This is a genomic window from Argonema antarcticum A004/B2 (genome assembly GCF_023333585.1).
Lineage (GTDB): Bacteria > Cyanobacteriota > Cyanobacteriia > Cyanobacteriales > Aerosakkonemataceae > Argonema > Argonema antarcticum.
This window is the reverse complement of the sequence record NZ_JAIQZN010000014.1, coordinates 41,224-58,367: the sequence shown is the minus strand read 5'-3', so window position 1 is coordinate 58,367 and position 17,144 is coordinate 41,224. Positions and strand designations below refer to the sequence as shown.

At 41.6% G+C, this 17,144-nt stretch carries 17 protein-coding genes and 1 pseudogene; 6 read left to right on the top strand and 12 right to left on the bottom strand.

Annotation, left to right across the window (positions count from 1 at the left end; translation table 11 throughout):
- Nucleotides 1–10 precede the first annotated feature (10 nt).
- Complete coding sequence (locus tag LAY57_RS08800) at nt 11–2,707, bottom strand: FkbM family methyltransferase (RefSeq protein WP_249066033.1); 2,697 nt, start codon at nt 2,705–2,707, stop codon at nt 11–13.
- Between the two features lie 194 nt (nt 2,708–2,901).
- Nucleotides 2,902–4,791, bottom strand: coding sequence for a tetratricopeptide repeat protein (locus tag LAY57_RS08795; protein ID WP_249066032.1), 1,890 nt, complete (start codon nt 4,789–4,791; stop codon nt 2,902–2,904).
- A gap of 130 nt (nt 4,792–4,921) precedes the next feature.
- Between LAY57_RS08795 and LAY57_RS08790 the strand changes: the two genes are divergently transcribed.
- Nucleotides 4,922–5,173 carry a helix-turn-helix domain-containing protein gene (locus tag LAY57_RS08790; protein WP_249066031.1) on the top strand — a complete coding sequence of 84 codons (252 nt, stop codon included), beginning with the start codon at nt 4,922–4,924 and terminating at the stop codon, nt 5,171–5,173.
- Here LAY57_RS08790 and LAY57_RS08785 read toward each other — a convergent pair.
- From LAY57_RS08785 to LAY57_RS08775, 3 genes and pseudogenes are all read right to left on the bottom strand, one after another.
- Nucleotides 5,094–5,738, bottom strand: a complete 645-nt coding sequence (locus LAY57_RS08785; protein WP_249066030.1) for a DNA cytosine methyltransferase — start codon at nt 5,736–5,738, stop codon at nt 5,094–5,096. The genes LAY57_RS08790 and LAY57_RS08785 overlap by 80 nt on opposite strands.
- 57 nt (nt 5,739–5,795) lie before the next feature.
- Nucleotides 5,796–6,032, bottom strand: a pseudogene (locus LAY57_RS08780) (glutathione S-transferase family protein); the annotation flags it as partial.
- An 82-nt stretch (nt 6,033–6,114) separates the two neighbouring features.
- Nucleotides 6,115–7,212: a helix-turn-helix domain-containing protein gene (locus LAY57_RS08775; RefSeq protein ID WP_249066071.1), complete on the bottom strand. Its 1,098-nt coding sequence runs from the start codon at nt 7,210–7,212 to the stop codon at nt 6,115–6,117.
- Between the two features lie 206 nt (nt 7,213–7,418).
- Here LAY57_RS08775 and LAY57_RS08770 point away from each other — a divergent pair, with 206 nt between their 5' ends.
- The 4 genes from LAY57_RS08770 (at nt 7,419) to LAY57_RS08755 (ending at nt 10,961) form a co-directional block, all read left to right on the top strand.
- On the top strand, nt 7,419–7,637 hold the full coding sequence (locus tag LAY57_RS08770) for a hypothetical protein (protein ID WP_249066028.1): 219 nt from the start codon (nt 7,419–7,421) through the stop codon (nt 7,635–7,637).
- A 159-nt stretch (nt 7,638–7,796) separates the two neighbouring features.
- Complete coding sequence (locus LAY57_RS08765) at nt 7,797–10,004, top strand: YcaO-like family protein (RefSeq protein WP_249066027.1); 2,208 nt, start codon at nt 7,797–7,799, stop codon at nt 10,002–10,004.
- A 195-nt stretch (nt 10,005–10,199) separates the two neighbouring features.
- Entirely contained in the window at nt 10,200–10,556 is a 357-nt protein-coding gene (locus tag LAY57_RS08760) for a hypothetical protein (protein ID WP_249066026.1), read from the top strand.
- Between the two features lie 12 nt (nt 10,557–10,568).
- Nucleotides 10,569–10,961 carry a PIN domain-containing protein gene (locus LAY57_RS08755; protein WP_249066025.1) on the top strand — a complete coding sequence of 131 codons (393 nt, stop codon included), beginning with the start codon at nt 10,569–10,571 and terminating at the stop codon, nt 10,959–10,961.
- A gap of 2 nt (nt 10,962–10,963) precedes the next feature.
- On the opposite strand, the gene LAY57_RS08750 is transcribed toward LAY57_RS08755, so the two are convergent.
- The 7 genes from LAY57_RS08750 to fusA all read right to left on the bottom strand — a co-directional run bounded on the left by LAY57_RS08750 (nt 10,964) and on the right by fusA (nt 16,213).
- Complete coding sequence (locus LAY57_RS08750) at nt 10,964–11,563, bottom strand: Uma2 family endonuclease (protein ID WP_249066024.1); 600 nt, start codon at nt 11,561–11,563, stop codon at nt 10,964–10,966.
- A 79-nt stretch (nt 11,564–11,642) separates the two neighbouring features.
- The gene (locus LAY57_RS08745) at nt 11,643–11,786 is read right to left on the bottom strand and encodes a DUF5615 family PIN-like protein (protein ID WP_249066023.1); all 144 of its coding nucleotides are present in this window, start codon (nt 11,784–11,786) and stop codon (nt 11,643–11,645) included.
- Between the two features lie 3 nt (nt 11,787–11,789).
- A complete protein-coding gene (locus LAY57_RS08740) occupies nt 11,790–12,131 on the bottom strand; it encodes a DUF433 domain-containing protein (RefSeq protein WP_249066022.1) in 342 nt (113 codons plus the stop codon).
- 356 nt (nt 12,132–12,487) lie between these two features.
- Nucleotides 12,488–12,628 (bottom strand): aquaporin, encoded by a 141-nt coding sequence (locus tag LAY57_RS36170; RefSeq protein ID WP_338022380.1) that lies wholly within the window; start codon nt 12,626–12,628, stop codon nt 12,488–12,490.
- Nucleotides 12,622–12,852 (bottom strand): aquaporin, encoded by a 231-nt coding sequence (locus LAY57_RS36165; protein ID WP_338022379.1) that lies wholly within the window; start codon nt 12,850–12,852, stop codon nt 12,622–12,624. Before LAY57_RS36165 ends, LAY57_RS36170 begins: the two co-directional genes overlap by 7 nt.
- 116 nt (nt 12,853–12,968) lie before the next feature.
- Nucleotides 12,969–14,153: an RNA ligase family protein gene (locus tag LAY57_RS08730; RefSeq protein WP_249066021.1), complete on the bottom strand. Its 1,185-nt coding sequence runs from the start codon at nt 14,151–14,153 to the stop codon at nt 12,969–12,971.
- Complete coding sequence (gene fusA / locus LAY57_RS08725) at nt 14,150–16,213, bottom strand: elongation factor G (RefSeq protein ID WP_249066020.1); 2,064 nt, start codon at nt 16,211–16,213, stop codon at nt 14,150–14,152. Before fusA ends, LAY57_RS08730 begins: the two co-directional genes overlap by 4 nt.
- Nucleotides 16,214–16,377: 164 nt before the next feature.
- Between fusA and LAY57_RS08720 the strand changes: the two genes are divergently transcribed.
- The gene (locus tag LAY57_RS08720; protein WP_249066019.1) at nt 16,378–16,941 is read left to right on the top strand and encodes a Uma2 family endonuclease; all 564 of its coding nucleotides are present in this window, start codon (nt 16,378–16,380) and stop codon (nt 16,939–16,941) included.
- The last annotated feature ends 203 nt before the right edge of the window (nt 16,942–17,144 follow it).

Below are 17,144 nucleotides of genomic sequence, written 5' to 3'. Positions count from 1 at the left end.
TGCAATTCTCCTAGCTGATAACTTCGATTAGTTCAACTCCGCTAACAGTCAAACCAAGGCTGGTGTGCAAACACAACATATTCATGGAAACAATATTTCCGAAAAGGTTTTCTGGATTCTGCAAATAGTTGTTTGCGTTATAAAAAGGAGTGATATGCCAATACATTTTGTATTCCAAAGAGTCAAGATAGGAAATTGTAGAAGTTAAATTTCCTTGGGTTTCATTCTTAATATATAAAATCGGCTTCAATCTAATAATAGTGTTAGCTCCTCCTTGCAAAACCTTCAATTCCATTCCTCCTACATCCAGGTTAATCAGGCGACAGTAGGGCAAATTTAGGCTGTCGATCGTTATTACTTGGACTAGCTCACCTTCAATGCGATCGCCAAAATTATTCGCTCTGTCATAGTCGATGACAGGCACTTTTATTGAGCCAATTACATCGCCAACAGCTACATTGTAAGAATAGGTATTGATTACACTGTTAAGTGCTAAATTAGCACAGAGGTTTTGAAAGATAATGCGTTGCGGTTCAAACGCCATAACTGTTCCCGCAGATCCAACTGCACTAGCAAAAAACAGAGTACGAATACCAATATTTGCCCCGACATCTACTACCAAATCATTGTTTTTAACAATTTGCTGAAATAACTCGATTTCAGCTTCGCCGTACTCGCCATAAATGTCGAGGTGTCTGCCAATATAGGTGTCGTTTATGTTGTAAAGAAACACACCGTGACGGCATTTCTTTAGACGATTGAAACCATCCGCAGAAAGTAGGTTTTTATCGTCGTGGTTAATTGTTTCTATAAGTTTCTCCTGAGAATATCGATCTGTTAAACCCACTTGTTCATCATTTTTATGTAACTCGGCAACCAAATTCTGGAGCGCAACAGCCACTCGCTCAAATATTTCTGCCCAATCTCCCTCACGCGACTGGCGGAACAGGCGCATGGTAGGATACCAAGGGCTATCTTCTCCTTCAAGCATCCATCGCCAGTCGGGTATTTTAGTTAGCAAAACCCATACTGGTTTTCCCATAGCTCCGGCTAAATGAGCCACCGCAGTATCTACACTGATAATTAGATCGAGTTGCGCTATAGCAGCGGCGGTATCTGCAAAATCATTGAATTTTTCGCTCAAATCCTGCACTTTTACTATGCCAATTTTAGCCAAATCCGCAGCTTTTGGCTCTTTTTGCAAACTGTAAAAGGCAATCTGTGGAATATCTAAAAGAGATAAAAAATGTTTCAATTCGCAAGAACGGTTCCGGTCATTTTTATGAGCGGAACTACCAGCCCAAACTATACCCACTTTCAGCAAAGTTTCGGGTGGTGCTTGCAGGGTAAAGGGGTAAGGTTGTTGTGCTTCTAGGTAGGGTATGGAAGCGGGAATTGTTTCCAGGGTGGTGCCGAAAAGGTGGGGTAAGTTCAACAGAGGGGCATGAATTTCAAACTGAACTATCGCTCCTGTAGTTACTATCTGTTCAATGCCAGCAACGGTGCTAAACAGTCGCAGCAATGCTTCATAACATACGACAATAACACGACAGCCGAGTTGTGCAATTAGGGGGGCGTAGCGGATAAACTGGATGTTGTCGCCAAACCCTTGTTCGCAAACCAACAGAATTGTTTTTCCTTGTAAAGAAGAACCATCCCAGATGGGGTATGGCAAAGATTTTCTGATGAATTCTTTAGTTTGCCAGCGCCACTCATATTCGGCAAATCCATTCTTGAAGTCTCCAGTTAATAGCAGGCTTATAGCCAGGTTTTGGTGAGCTTCTGCAAAGTTGGGCTTAAGAATTAAGGCTTGGCGAAGGAGGGTTTGGGCTTCGGCTAATTTTCCTTGAGCTAGTAAAATGTTGCCCAGGTTGTTGTAAGCATTTGCATAGTTGGGATTTAAGATAAGAGCCTGCTGGTAGTAAGCGATCGCATCTTCTAATTTTCCCCATTCCTCAAAAGCGTTACCCAGGTTGTTGTGGGCTTCGGCGTTGTGAGGATTTAAGGCAAGTGCTTTTTGATAGTGTGCGATCGCATCTTCTAATTTCCCCTCCTCCTGTAGTGCGTTACCCAGGTTGTTGTAGGCTTGTGCGTAGTTGGGATTTAAGGTAAGCGCTTTTTGGTAGGATGCGATCGCATCTTCTAATTTCCCTTGTTCTTGAAGTGCATTACCCAGGTTGTTGTGAGCTTCCGCATCGTTGGGATTTAAGGTAAGCGCTTTTTGGTAAGATGCGATCGCATCTTCTAATTTGTCCTGTTTCCAAAGCGCAACGCCTAAGTTGTAGTGAGCATTTGCATAGTCGGGATTTAAGGCTATAGCCTGCTGGTAAGATGCGATCGCTTCCTCTAGTTTACCCGCTGCGTCGAAAATATTACCCAGGTTGTAGTGAGCTTCGGCATTGTGGGGATTTGCGGCTATAGACTGCTGGTAGGATGCGATCGCCTCTTCTACCTTCCCTTGTTCCTCAAAAGCATACCCCAGATTGTTGTAGGCTTCGGCATTGCTGGGATTCAAGGTTACAGCTTGCTGGTAAGATGCGATCGCATCCTCTAACTTCCTCTGCGCCTGAAGAACAACCCCCAAGTTGTTGTGAATATCGGCCCGATCGGGTTTAACTTGCAGAATTTCGCGGTAGATTTCTTCAGCTTCTATTAAACGTCCAGCCTGATGATGTTTTAGGGCAATTGCTAGTTTGTCATTACTCATATCTTGTCCGCTTGCATTGTTAGTACATTAGCGATCTCGTCAAATTTTCTGTTTTTATCATTGGTTAAATTTTTACCGCAGATGTAGGCAGATGAACGCAGATAAACGCAGATAAGAATAAGAACAGAATTTTTTAGGTAACCGATGCTACCGGACACGATCTCATTAGTCATTCGTGACTCAACGATCGCTGACTATTCATTCTGGTATTTTACCAGTAATTCCGGGATGTAGTCATATCCATCCACCCCAATCAGGGGAATAATCTTAGAGCGATATTTATTCAGGACATTCTGAAAAGCTTCTTTTCCTATCTGTCCTTGCAAAATCGTCAGCAACCCCGCCGTTTGACGCCACTGAGGAGAATAAATCTGCTCCAAAATATACATCCCCAAACTACCTGTATAGATAGCTTTTTCTATTTGTTGCAAGCTATAATTAGCTTCAGCTAAATAAACTAAATTTAGCCCTTGAAGATACAAATCGCCGGACATTTGGGCAGCTTGCAAACCAAATTCTAAGTATGGAATAGCAACTTGCGGTTGAGATAAAACAATATATGCAATACCGAGACTGCTGTAACAGAGAGATTTACTTTGCTGTAAGACGTATTGTATTCCATAACCATCGCTTAATCGCTCTGAGATCTGCAATCCTTGTTGGAGATAATTAATAGCTGTCTCGTAAACCTCCGGTTCCACCCGTTCCAATTGTTGGGCTTGCAGGACTTCGCTGTAGCCCAAATTTGCCAGGGCGTTTGCTTCTCCTAAACGTTCTCCGGTTTGGCGACTCAAAATTAATGCTCGTTGACTGTAATTAATGGCTTCGGTATAATTTTTCTGCGCTACGCAGATGCGGCTGATGTGATTGAGATTGGCAATTTCACAAGGAATATCCCCCGCAGTTCGGGCTATCTCCAAAGCTTGCTGATGGAATGACTGCGCCTGCTGATATTCCCCTACTGCTCCCATTGAATAGCCCAGCAATGTTAAAATGCGAGCCTTTTCTTGGGTTCCTTCAACATATCGAAGTGGTTCATCGAGATAATTCAGAGCAGAACGGAGATAATCCCCGCTGAATGAAGCAAAAATACCGCCGTAGAGGGGAAAGTATTTCTGTATGGTAAATGTGCGGAAAATTTGCAGCGTTATTTGAAAACAGGCGTTAGTTAGGGAAGTGATAGAAATAGAATTTCCCGCCCGATTAAAGCCACTGGCTAATTGCGACCAAATGACTGCAAAAGTAAGAAAGGTGGATATTGAAAGTTTTGCTCCTACTTTGGCATCATAAATGAGTTTGTCAAACCAGTTGACTAGCCCTCGTTGCAAGCACTGTAAAATAACAGCAAGTTCCACTAATTCATTTAGTTGTAAATGTTGTTTTGCAGCGAGTTCGACGATCGACTGATTGAGTGCTAAAGTTTGGAACAGTGCTTTTGGAAAGGGGCTATTCACTTGCTTTGCCCATAATGCCCAAGGGCCATTTTCTTCGGGAGAGCCTTGAAATCCGAGTTTTTCTCGATTTCGATCGTAAATCCAACTAACTAAATGTTCTTGCAATCTTTGCCAAGATTTCAAACCTTCAGTTAAGCCTTCTGATAATTGCTGAAGTTCGATCGCGCGATCGGAATCGGAACTTGTTTGAGCTTGTTGCGTTATAGATTTTGCTAATTGCTGTACTTGGTCTAAGTTTAAAGCCTGAGCTTGATTGGGATCGATCGCCTGCAACAAAGCTTGCAATCTGTTGTTAGTTTCGGCGTTGGCGATCGCATCCGTCGCTGCTGTAATAGCATTCGATCCGCGATTTTCCGCCTGATATCGTTCCCATTCTCCTTGGATGGTTTGGATCGCTCTCAAGCTCCGAGTTGCTTTCGCTTGCTTGAATTCATCCTTAGTATTGTCTATCTCGGACTGGGTAGTGGTGATGCGCGAGCTCAAGCATCGCTCGAAAATTTCCCCTTCTCCGGCGCTGACACCTTGCAACAGCATTTGATAAACCTGCTGTTTCGAGCGGATCTTGCCCTTGAGGGTCATCTGCACGATTTCGTCGATTAAAGCGAAGTAGCGATCTAGAGAGTCTGACATAGGCTGGTGCGATCGGTTCTGGCAATAAGCATAGCCTGGAAATTACCCATTTGGCTGGTAAACTTTCCTTTATAGCTTTGAATACTATAATCTGTAGAACTTTTGTATTCAAAGCTCTAACTTGTTTTTCATGCAATTGAACAAGTTAGATCGATTTTTAGGGCTAGAGATACAACACCGTCGTACAGAAAAGGGTTGGTCTCAGGAATATCTGGCAGAAATTTCAGGTCTGCACAGAACTTACATCAGCCAGTTAGAACGCGGACTGAAAAGCCCATCAGTGAGAGTTCTCAGTCATATTACTACTGCGTTAGGCGTGACAATGAGCGAATTTTTGCAAGCAGTTGAGGAAGCATTAAGTGCTGACAGACGAAGAGATTGAAAGATTGAGGCAAAGTATTATTGCTACCACAGCGATCTAAACTAGCAATAAAAAAAGCTCTAGCTCTCGTTTGCGGTACTCCGTAGTGGGCAGAATTTAACGATACAGATCTAACTTTGTATCCGAGCAACTCTAGTTTTTCTATTATCTCATCTCTGACTACGCCATTGTACGCTTTCAATATTTCAGGTACATTTTCCATCACAACATATAAGGGTCTGAATTCTTTGACAAACTCCAGAAAAGTTTGATATAACCGATTGCGAGGATCGTTCAGATATCGATACTCAGCCGGAATATTGCGTGAGAATCCTTGACATGGAGGCCCACCAATTAATGCTGTTAGAGTTTCTTTCGGTAAACCAAGTTGCGATCGAAGCTCTGAAGGCTCGACTCTACGAATATCATTATTGACGACTTCTGTAGTAGGGGAATTGTGCTTATATGTCGCCAAAGCCTTCATGTTTATGTCAATGGCGCAAAGAGACTTGAAGCCTGCTAAATGAAAACCTGTAGTCAAGCCGCCTGCGCCTGCAAATAAATCGATAACTGTGTGTGTCATCATTGAATACTATAGTATTTTATAGATAAAGTCAACTACTAAGGTCAAAAAATATTCATGTTAATAGGCTAATGGGGCATATAAAGGCTCGTCTGCCCTCTGAAAAGCCGGACGCTCCATCAGCTTTGTCAAATAAGCTTTGGCGGGGCTTTCGTCTTTCATCATTCCTAATTTTAATGCCCAGAGTAACACCCCACCTGTCACCACATCTGCTGTTGTGAACCGATTTTCAACTAAATAATCATGGTTTTGTAAATGCTCATTTATAGGCTCGCACACTTTGACAAACCATTCTAATGCTTCTGCTTGGGAAACATGAGTTTGCTGATTTTTGGGTAATAATTTTTCAGGTAAATTACTATATAACTAACAACTTGCGTTACTCCAAGCCATAACTATACTCCCTCAGTACAGGTGGCAGAGTATAAAAAGTTCCTTGTTGTTCTATCAAGCAGCGCCGCGATAAAGATTGGAGCGCTTTTAGTAAATATGACGGCGGAATTCTGCCATTTTCTAGCAATTTTACCAGGTTGATTGCATCGCTTTCTTTAGCCAACAAGGAGATAACTTGTTTTTCTATTTCGGATAGGCGACTAAACTGCTGCTCTAAAACATCTTTCAAATCTTCTGGCAACAATATGGGATCATCTAGTAATAACTCAGTGCCGCATCCTCCCAACTCTTGAATCAGAGTGGCGACGCTTTTTAACCATAAGGGGTTGCCTTGGTAACGGTTAATGAGTGCTGAGTAATTCTCGATTTCTGCTACCCCGTAATCTCTCAGTATTTCCCGTCCCGCTGCAATATCTAAACCAGTGAGTTGTAAGGTACGAATGGGAGTATTTTGGTTTTTTACTTGAGTCACTTCTCTTGGTTGTTCCCAACCGATTAACAGAAAGCAACTTTGATGAGATAATGTTTCTATCTGTTTGAAAAAGGAGCGATATTCTTCGTATCCTGGTTTATACTTCCCTGCCAATTCGCCGCTACTGAAAAGGTTGTGAATGTCATCTAAGACGACTAAACAGCGATGTTTTTGGAAATATTTAATCAACGGTAAGGTTTTTGGGTTCGTTGCAGGCGAATCTTGCTTTTCTGACTGCGAGAAAAACTGGATCGAGTTAGCTTCAAATTTAGCTAGAGTGGATGATGCGTCTAGACTGCGCCAAAGCACGTACTCAAACTCATCGACGTTTTTTGCAAAGTTTGAAACGTTAGAGACTTGGAACCTCTGAATTGTCGAGCGAAAATTCTTTTTATTAATATTTTCTCCTAACTCGTCTGAAAGTATCTGCCAGAATTGTGAAGCTACATTCCTAACACGGCTTTCAGAACAGTCAAAATCTTTTGCTATTTGCTTATATGTCTCATGTTGTAGAGTTCCGCGCACTACAGCTTCTTGTAAATCGTCAAGATGCTGACCCGTTTTCTCGAAGACTATTTTATCGGCGAGGTTTAACATTTCTTTAAGATTCATCTGCTCAAAAGCCTGAAATACTTTTGTGTAGTATGGCACAGTCTTAGACATTTTAGTACATTTTGAGATATTTTAGTACATAACTAGATTTAAAGAGAGTGAAAGTCGGGGAAAGTTGCCGACGAAATAGGACATTTTTGGGCTTGGCAAATCGATAATTTATTAAGGATGATGGGAGAAGTATTACACTCACACACAAAAAAATTATGTCTTTAGAATTCGTTTTCATTCCTTACGCATCTGGTGGTTCTGGTGGTGGTTCCGGTGGTGGTTCTGGTGGCGGTTCTGGTGGTGGTTCTGGTGGTGGTTCTGGTGGCGGTTCTGGTGGCGGTTCTGGTGGCGGTGGCGGTGGTTCTGCTTCTGGTCAATCTGGTGGTGGAAATTCTAGTGGGGGTTGCTCAGGAGGAAATAAATCAAGCCGTTAATATAGCTCAACTCTTACACACAACCCGCAAGCCAAAAGCTTTATATCTTGTGGGTTGTCTTGGTGTTTATTATAAAATTTCCTATTATTTATTTTCTATTTACCTCTCTTATAAGCAAGAAAACCAAGCTCAATCTCTAAGTTTTTAGGAGATTAAAAAATGAAAGATAGCTTTAAACCACGAGCAACCTGTTACGGCTTTATCAACGAAGACGGAAACCTGGCTTTTCTGGGAATTGATGGACAAATTGTTTTTACCAAGGAAGTTGAAAAAATTCAACAGGTTTTATCATTTTGTAATGGTAAAAACACCATTGGATGGATCAAACAACGGCTTAAAACTAACTTAACAGATCAACAAATTGATGAAATATTGAAAGTTTTAGAGCAACAAGAGATTATCTTGGATGGGCGTAAACTCTATAAAATTTTTGATCGTTTAGCTTCAAATCCTCAACCATTCTATCAATGCCTCAGTCCCAGTCAAATTTCTGAATTAAGCAATCGACATAGACTTGAATATACTATCCCAAAAGATAGAATTACCAGTTTAGATACAGTCTCTAGTAACTTACTACATTTATGTAAGCATCGAAAGACAATAAGAGACTTTAAGCGGCAAAGAATTAACACTAATCTAATTGGCGGTCTTTTGCAAGCCATAGTATCTACTGACGGTAATAGATCTACCCCATCGGCTGGAGGTTTATATCCTCTGACCCTCTACCTATTAGTTCTTGATCCTAACCTTGAACTAGAAGTTGGAGTCTTTAAGTATCATCCCCAAAATCATGTTTTGGAGAATATTCATTCTGATTTTCCAGAAGAGCTTCTTTTTAAAATATTTGACTGTCGTTTAGCCATCGAAACAGCCTCAATAATTATTATAATTTCAGCAGATATTGATGTTCATCCCGAAAAATACTCTAATAGGGGATATTTATATACTTTACTTGAAGCTGGACACGCTGCCCAGAATGGAATTTTATTTACTATAGAAAATTCATTGGGAGTATGGGAATATGGTGGATTTTCCAATCAAAAATTAAACACAATCATACAACTTCAGCCCCATGAACAGGCATTGATAAGCTTATTTATTGGTGTAACCGATCCTCTTGCTGATGGTAATTTACTTGGCTCAGTTTATCTTGAGCGCGATCAATCCTGGCAACTTCAGCATGATATTGTTGGTGAAGGAAAACCTATAGAATGGTTTGAAGTATCTGAATTAGTTCAAGATGGATACGAAATGCCCCTATGGTTCGCACGAGCAAAATATAGATATGGTTCAGTAACTCTTGACTCTGATGATGATAGCTACTCATTTGCGACAGATTATTCCATAGACGGTGTAATTATTAAGGTTCTTGCAGAAGGCTTTGAAAGATATCAAAGTAGTATAGTTCGTATAGATAAGATTGCTAGATTAGATGAATTAGATGCCAAATGGATTAATCCTGATACATTTGCATCTTTTCATCCAGAAATTTACTCAAGATTAGATGCCTTACAGCCATTCAGCAGAGATAACATTTGGCAATGGGTTAAAGGCAAACGAATAACGAATGGAGAACCAATTTATGCAACTATAGATAATGTCTTCTATCCAATGAACGAGAGTTATTTAGGTAGAAAAAGAATTTATTTTGCAAGTTCTAATGGGGTAGCTGCTCACTTTGAATACGACTTGGCTGTGCAAAATGGGCTTCTTGAATTAATCGAAAGAGATGCGTTGTGTGTCACTTGGTATGCTAAGAGAGATATATATTCTATTCCAGAATCTTATGTAAATGAATCTATCCAAAAACGTATTTCACACTGGAATAAACAAAGTTGGTCTGTCAAGTTATTAGATTTTACGCTTGATAGCGTACCCGTTGTGTTTGTAGTTTTCTGGTCTGAATCTAGCTATCCAAGTTTTGTTTGTGGAGGAGCAGCCCATTTTTCTTTATCAAAGTGTATTGAGAAAGCTTTTAATGAAGCAGAGTTTGGTTTAATGTCTTGGCGCAATTGTAAACGTCAAGCTATTTTGCCACAAACAGTTGAAACACCTGTTCAACACGGTTTGTTATATTTCTATGCTGAAAGTCTTCAAGAAGTTGAATGGTTAATCTCATCACCTAATAAAGAACCTTTTGTTAAAGAAATCAAGCTTAATGAGCTAGTATCTCACTTCGACCCAGTTGTATTTGATTTACATAAGGCATCAAACTTATGTAGCTTAAATGTTGTGTATGTTTTATCGGAAAAACTGATGCCTGTTAACTTTGGTTATGGAACTGAAGCCTATGGACATCAAAGAATTAAAGATTTGGGGCTGAAGTGGTCAAGAGAATATCCATCTTTTCCACACTTTCTTGCTTGATAAGTGCGATCGCCTTTCCTTATAGCTTAGTTTAACCCAAGGAAACCCAACCTCTTTTTCCACTCACAATCTTAGCCATTTTTCCCATAACAATATGATGATTGGACAAAGAGCGATCGCACTACCAAAAAAAGTGCAATCGCTATCTGCGGTATAATAAAGTTAAAGCTCATAATTAGTCTTTCAAAAATTAACATGATGAACCTAGACTTGTCGCAGTCCGATCCATTCACCAACCTCAAAGTCACACTCCTGCTAGAAGCACTGACATCCGGGCAAATTGCGGCATCTGTCAGAGAGTTTCCCGACTGTCGAGTGAAAGCAGAAACAAGAGAAGAGGCGATCGCACAAATTCAAGCTACTTTTTTAGAACGGCTAAAAAATATGGAAGCGATTTCATGGAACGTGCCGATTCAGACTTCAGAACCAACCTGGAAAAAATTTGCAGGTGTCTTTAAAGACGATGCCGATTTTGCAGCAATTAGCTCGTCAATTCGCGCCGAACGAACCTCAGATGATGAATCGGAAGTCGATCCTTCCTATTACCTGTAGAGGTGTCTTTTGGTGTGTCAATATATTTTGGATACCGATTGCGTTTCACTGATTCTCTACAATCATCCCCAAGTGATCGCTAATGCGGCAAAGCATCAGTTTGCCATCACGATTATCACAGTTCAAGAACTCTTCAATGGCTGGGTTGTCAGAATTAACGATCCGTCCCAGGTGCATAACCTACCTGCACTCTATTCAAAACTTTGGACAACTGTAAAATATCTTCAAACTATTGAGGTACTAAACTGGGTTAATACAAGGAAACCAAACCTCTTTTTTCCCTCACAATCTTATCCATTTCCACCATGCCAATGGGATGATTGGAAGAAGAACGATTGCCTACGGCACGCTGCGCGATCGCACTACCAAAAAAAGTGCGATCGCTATCGCGAAATCGGCGATTAATGTTAAGGCAATAGAGAATCTACAGAGAGCGTTCCTATCTCAAATCCTTCGATCGCTAAAGGCAGCGCATCCTCTAGCCCATAGTTTTGTTGTGTGGCATAATCTGAATGTTCGGCTTCTCCAAATGGCTGAGTATATACCTCAATCTGTCGAGCGAGGAGATTTACAATCCAGTAAATTGGAATGCCAGCACGAGCATAAATGCGTTTCTTTAAAGAGCGATCGCGTTGAAGGGTCGTATCGGCTACTTCGACAACAAGGGCAATATCTTCAGCACCCGGATGTCGAGCGAGGTACTGTCGAGTATCTCCTCTAACAACAACAACATCCGGTTCTGGTTCGCTATCAAATAGTGCGATCGGTTCTTGCGAATCGACATACCATCCTGAAGGCAAAATGCTCTCGATCGCGATTCTGACAAGGCGAGTTGCTGCTCTATGTGGGGGATTTTTTGGCCTTTTGAAAACTAACCAGCCTTCTAACAATTCTACCGGATCTTCGTCCGTAAGAATACCATTTTTAATCATACTATGATACCGATCTAAGCTTAAGCGCCAGATCAAATCTGAAGGAATTGCTGCTGCACTCTCTAGGGATGACATGATAACTTTCCCGAATGTACTATTCAAAATGAAACAAAGTTTATAAATTTATTCTAGACTAGCATAATTTTATCCATTTTTATAATAACAATGCGACATCCGGATCGGGAATTCTCTGATTTGCTTTACCTGCTTCTTGAACAGTTAAAACATCGTGTCCCAAAGCTCGCAGAAATTCTACAACAGGATATGGGTATTGCTCATCAGCATAGAGACGCGCCATCTACTACAAATCCTCGTACATCACTCGATCGTTTTCCCGGATTTCTGTTTCAATTTCCTCCGGGAAAGCTTTAGCATAAGCCCAGGCATTTGCAATATCAGTAGCAGAAAGCGATGGATAGCTAGTGAGTAAATCGGCTTCACTATATCCAATGCGACGAGCTTCTACAAGTCCCCAAAGGGTGATGCGAGTTCCAACAATACAAGCACTACCACCACAAACACCAGGCGTTTTTTCAATACCGCGCCCTAGATTAATTTTGCCCTGGGATAGGAGTTGAACGACTTGAGCTTTTTCGTCGTCAGAGAGTGCCAGCAGTTGAGGCTCTAATTCTTTCAGCGTCATAGCAAACAATGGAATTGCGACTAATTACTATATATTATTACGATTGTAGACGCTCCTGACTTTGATGCCAAAATCCAAGCAGCAGTTTGGCAGCAAATGCAAACAGCAGCTAGCGCGTTCGCGTAAGCGATCCGCAGCATTATCGCCCTTCCTTTTAGCTTGGGTTGACGCAAGGAAATCCAACCTCTTTTTCCACTCACAATCTTATCCATTTTCATCATAACAATGCGATGATTGGACGGAGAGCGATCGCTTCAAATAAAAGAACTTTCCTACAACACGCTACGCGAACAGGAGTTATAGCAACCGCCAAGGCGACTCTTGACAGTAGGGGCGAACGCGAGTGCGTGCCGAGTTCATTTTAAATGAATTAGCGTTAGTGCAAAACCAATAGCAATAGGAGCAATACCTTGGGGCGCACGGCGATCGGTAGAACCCAAAATGATCAGTAAAAAGATAAAAGTGAGGACAAATTCTGTCAGGAAGCAAGCTAGCAAGGAATATTTACCAGGAGAATGATCGCACAAGCCATCGTCAGCACTGTCAAACCAAATGCCAGGGAAACACCAACTAATCCAATACCTAGCGGAAATGATATATCGGGACTTATTTTTGCCGCGTCTGCTACAAAGGTTGCTGCTAACACCGCACTACCACAACCACCAAAAACCAGCCAAAATGTGCCTATAAACTCTGCCAAACACCGCTTTACAATGGACATCTTTAACCCCTGTAAAATTACGAGATGTGGATTTGAGCATATAAAGGTTCTACCACTTAACTGTAGAATAAGTTTTTAGGTAGCGACGATGATGTTCATGTAAATTTTTATAACTTTTATTTAGTGTAATTATCAATTAATCTTTGCGCCTCTCGATTTAATCTCTCTATCATGTTTTGCTTATCTCCCTCGTTAATACTGCTGAAAATATCTGCATAATCTTCATTAAAGTTTTCTAGCACATCAGTTACAAACGATTGCAGAAGCATCTCTTTATTTTTTATTTCGCCTCGGTCAAGCCTACCAATTTTCGAGATTGCATTGTTCAACCTATTTGGCGTTACCAGTGCCAGCATTTCCCGCTCTAACTCAGTTTCTAAACTCAAAGGTTGGCTGGTAGTTGGGTTGATCGGATGATTCCATTTTCTGGCTTGATGAAATCGGCTATCCTCGGCGAATTCTGCTATTTTTCTCTTTAGTATCGGTCGAATTATTCCTTTCGGAGTTTCCAAATAAATTGATTGGATAGGTTTAATCACCACACCTTCTGCCTTATTGGGTGATAGTAACTTCGGTAATCCTAACAAGGCAGGTATAGTAGAATCAAATTCTATATTATAAGTAATGGCTGACTCGTATTTGCCAATAAACAACGGTTGAGCGCACATCATGTCTACTCGATCGAAGATTTTCATGGCTTTGTTATAATCCGTATAATTACGTGCAGATGAATTGCCAGATTCTACAATGGCAATATCGAAGGCACAGTATTCAATTTTTGGAGAATAATAAATGCCTGTTTGGACAGCTTGCACGTTGAGAATGGGAGAAACTTCTGGGTGGGGATATTCTCCCCCAAATAATTCGCCATAAACAGAAACGATCGGCGAAAGTGAAGTTTCCGCCTGGATAATCATGAAAATTTCCTTAACTTGATCGACTAATTGACTTTCCAGGGATTTAAAGCCAAAAAAATCTTCATCTGGCGGCAGAAATTCTTTCCTTTTGGCAAAGCGAACATTCTCGCCATCGGTGACGATCGCAAAATTAGCGCCGTGAATCTTTTCTGTTACCACCCAATCGGTTTTCTTAAAAGCTCGATAATCCGATTCCGTGAGATTCCATTGTTTTGGAGTCTCAGGAATTTTGTCATAGCTGATGAAATTCCAATCAGTTAAGTTATTTTCAAGCATATCCATAATTAGGAAAAAATTACTCCCCTCTCCTTGCACCTTTGAGTCCAGAAACCCGGTTTCTTTTCTCCCCTCTCCTCGCAGGAGAGGGGTTGGGGGAGAGGTCATCTTACGCCATGTGCAACCAATTGCTGTTGCAAAGTGGGTGGAACTTGCCGATATTCTGCAAACTCCATTGTGAAGCTAGCTTGTCCAGACGTGATCGATCGCAAAGCTGTCGAATAACCGAACATTTCCTTCAGCGGAACTTCTGCACGGATAACAGAATATCCTTGCATTGTCTCCGAACCTAACAACAAACCGCGACGAGAAGAAATATCTCCCTGCACTCGTCCGACATACTCATTTGGTGTTTCCACTTCCACCAGCATAATCGGTTCGAGGATAATCGGGTTAGCTTTTCGGAATGCTTGTTCAAAGGCAAAATGAGCAGCAGATCGAAATGCTAATTCCGAAGAATCTTCCCTGTGGTAGTTACCGTGTTCCAGAATTACCTTTACCCCAGTTACCGGATAACCGATTAAAAGTCCGCTGTTAATTGCATCGCGGAAACCTTTCTCGCAAGCGGGGATAAATTCCTTGGGAATCGCACCGCCGACGACTTTGTTCTCGAACGCGAATGCTGCTTGGCAAGGTTCTATTTTACCAATTACATGAGCGAATTGACCGGAACCACCTGTCTGCTTTTTGAGCAGATAATCGAAAGTTGCTGACTGGGAAATTGTTTCACGATAAGCTACCGCCGGATCGCCAACATAAACTTCCGCTTTGTATTCGCGCTTGATGCGTTCGATGTAGATTTCCAGGTGCAATTCACCCATTCCCGAAATCAGAGTTTCCTTAGATTCTGGATCGATGCTGACGCGGAAAGTCGGATCTTCGCGCATAAAACGGTTGAGTGCTTTCGAGATGCGATCGCTATCTTCTTTATGCTTCGGCGTAACTGCCAAAGTAATTACCGGATCGGGAACAAACATTCCTTCCAAAGAAACATTTATTCCTTCCGAACAGAAAGTATCCCCAGAAGCGCAATCAACACCAATTAATGCCACAATATCACCCGCTGCGGCAACTTCGATATTTTGCCTTTTGTCGGCGTGCATTCGCACAAACCGTCCTACGGAAACTGATTTTGTGGTGCGGGTATTGCGAATGCGTTCTCCCTTTCGCAGCGTTCCCGAATAGATGCGCGTGTAAGTCAATTGTCCCGATTGTTCATCATCGGCAATTTTGAAAGCTAGCGCCACAAGTGGAGCATCTCTGTCTGCAAAAACATTAATTTTTTCCTCTGTTTTAATATCAAACGCTTTCACTACCTCCCTATCAATTGGTGATGGCAAGTACAAAGTAATCGCATCCAGCAAGTTTTGCACTCCCTTATTTTTGAAGGCAGAACCTATCAAAACGGGAGTTAGCTCAAGACTCAATGTTGCCTGTCGAATAGTTTCCCAAATCATTTCTTTAGGAACCTCTTCATCCATCAGCAGTTTCGCCATCATCTGTTCGGAAAACATCGAAAGGCGATCGAGCATTTTTTCCCTAGCTATTGCTGCTTCTTCTCGCAGGTTTTCTGGAATAGGTTGAACAACTCTATCCTCTCCGTTTTCTCCTTCAAAGTAATTCGCCGTCATCTCGATTAAATCGATGACACCAACAAACTTATCCTCGCTTCCAATCGGATACTGAAGCAGTAAAGCATTCAAATTCAGCTTATCTTTCAGCGCTTGGACAACGCGAAATGGATCTGCACCCAAACGATCCATTTTGTTGATAAAAGCAATGCGCGGAACGCGATAGCGTTTCATTTGTCGGTCTACCGTAATAGACTGGGACTGCACGCCAGCAACAGCACAAAGCACCATAATTGCACCATCGAGAACGCGCAAAGCACGCTCAACTTCAATGGTGAAATCTACGTGACCGGGAGTATCGATGAGATTGATTTGTGTATCGTTCCAAATGCAGGTTGTAGCGGCAGAAGTAATGGTAATTCCTTTCTCCTGCTCTAGCTGCATAAAGTCCATCGTGGCACCGTCTCCGCCGCCACGCACCTCCTCAATTTTGTGGATTCTGCCAGTGTAGAAAAGAATCCGCTCCGATAGGGTTGTCTTACCAGAGTCGATGTGGGCAGAAATACCAATGTTACGAATTTTTTCGAGGGGAATCATAGGACTTGCTCCTTGCTAGAGCGATGAAAATATCTTGCCACTTATCCGGCAATGCTTGTATACTACCTATATACTACATTAATGTCAAGAGGGTGGAAAGGTGAGGCGCTTCAATAAAAAAACAGGTACTATATAATATAGAATTATGCAGTAGGAGTTCTTCTATGAGCCAAGCAGTAAATGAAGGTGTGCGCTGGACTACGGCAGATTTGGAACTTCTGCCAGACAACGGCACGCGCTATGAGATTATTGATGGAGAATTGTTTATGTCCAGATCCCCCCACCTCAGTCACCAAGGCACTTGTGGGAATTTCCACTTTGAGTTACAAACCTGGTCGCAAGCTACTAAACTGGGGAAGGCATTCATCAATCCCGGCATTATTTTCTCTGATGCTGATAATGTCGAGCCGGATGTGATTTGGATTAGCAATGAAAAGTTAGCAACTTTGGTAGATGAATCGGGACATTTGACAGGCGCACCAGAGTTAATAGTAGAAGTGTTATCGGCTGGGAAAGAAAACGAACGCCGAGATAGAGAAGCAAAATTAAAATTGTACTCAGCCAGAGGGGTGCAAGAATATTGGATTGCCGATTGGCGTTTACAAAAAATAGAGGTTTACAGGCGTGAAAGTGCTAAGTTGCAATTAGTGGAAACTTTATTTAGTAATGATGAGTTAAGTTCACCATTACTGCCAGGTTTTAGTTGCCCTGTATCTCGGTTGTTTTGATGTGGAAGTGATGGTGCTGCGATCGCGATCCTTCAGCTTTACCGCTGAAGTCGGAAATTTTTAATTATTTTTTAAAATATCCGTGAAACTACGCTGGAGGCCAAAATGTAGTTCAGTGTAATGTATTGATAACGATCTCTCTCTACTAATAGTTATCAGTATGCGAGATAAATACTCTAAGGATTTAATCCACACCACACTAA